Below are 1,266 nucleotides of genomic sequence, written 5' to 3'. Positions count from 1 at the left end.
GTCATGGCGCGGTTGATGATGTAGAAAATGCCGGCTTCGGCATTGTGCAAAGTATTGTCGAGGTCAAACAGCCAAACGGGAGAATGATTCATATCGTGCCTTGATATGCAGATTTTGTTATGATATTTCGTATTTTACCCGTACTAAAGGAAAGAGAATGAAACTGAAATTGTCCGCCGTGGCCCTGTTGCTGGCTTCGGCAAACCTGTACGCCCAAACCGAAGTGCGTTTGGCCGTGCACAAATCCTTCAGCCTGCCACAATCCGTCATCGCACAATTTGAAAAAGCCAACGATGCCAAAGTGTCCGTCATCAAGGCAGGCAGTGGCAACGAAATGCTCAACAAGCTGATTTTGAGCAAGGCCAACCCGATTGCCGATGCGGTTTACGGTTTAGACAACGCCAACATCGGCAAAGCCAAAGCCGCCGGCATCCTCGCCGCCAACCAACCCAAATCCGCACCCGTAACCGCTTCCCTGCCCGATGCGCTGGCTGTCGATTACGCCTATGTCGCCATCAACTACGACAAAAAATGGTTTGAACAGAAAAAATTGCCCCTGCCGCAAACCCTGCAAGATTTGACCAAACCGGAATATAAAAACCTTCTGGTAACCCCGTCTCCCGCCACATCCTCGCCCGGCCTCTCCTTCCTCTTGGCCAACATCGGCGGCATGGGTGAAGAAGGTGCGTTCAAATGGTGGGCGCAAATGCGCCAAAACGGCGTGAAAGTTGCCAAAGGCTGGAGCGAAGCCTACTACACCGACTTCACCCAAAACGGCGGCGCCTATCCCCTCGTGGTCAGCTATGCCACCAGCCCGGCGGCCGAAGTCCACTACTCCAAAGGCAAATACAGCACCCCACCCACCGGCAACCTCTTCCTCAAAGGCGGCACATTCCGCCAAGTTGAAGGCGCGGCCGTTTTGAAAGGCGCAAAACAACCCGAACTGGCAGCCAAACTGGTGAGCTGGCTGCAAAGCGGCGACGTGCAAAAAGCCCTGCCTGCCGAAATGTGGGTCTATCCGGCTGCCAAAAACACGCCGCTGCCCAAAATATTCGAGTTCGCCCAAACCCCGAAACACAGCGATTCCCCCAACCGCGCCGACATCAACACCAAACAAAAACAATGGGTGAGCCGTTGGAGCAAAACCGTTTTACGTTAAGCTGAAAAGAATTTAGGAAAGATTAAAGGCCGTCTGAAAAAACAAATCATTAGTTTTTCAGACGGCCTTGTTTTACAATGACCTTTTAAACAACTTCACACGCACAC

General features: G+C 52.1%; 1 protein-coding gene and 1 pseudogene. One reads left to right on the top strand and one right to left on the bottom strand.

Annotated features, from left to right (window positions below; genetic code table 11):
* Nucleotides 1-92 (bottom strand): annotated as a pseudogene (locus ACTHUM_RS14455) (pyrimidine 5'-nucleotidase); the annotation flags it as partial.
* 65 nt (nucleotides 93-157) lie between these two features.
* On the opposite strand from ACTHUM_RS14455, the gene ACTHUM_RS14450 reads away from it, so the two are divergent.
* Nucleotides 158-1,159: a thiamine ABC transporter substrate-binding protein gene (locus ACTHUM_RS14450; protein ID WP_070824068.1), complete on the top strand. Its 1,002-nt coding sequence runs from the start codon at nucleotides 158-160 to the stop codon at nucleotides 1,157-1,159.
* Nucleotides 1,160-1,266: the final 107 nt, after the last annotated feature.

This window comes from Neisseria sp. P0021.S006 (assembly GCF_051956895.1).
The sequence above is the reverse complement of the archived record's forward strand: the minus strand, read 5'-3'. Positions and strand labels throughout refer to the sequence as shown.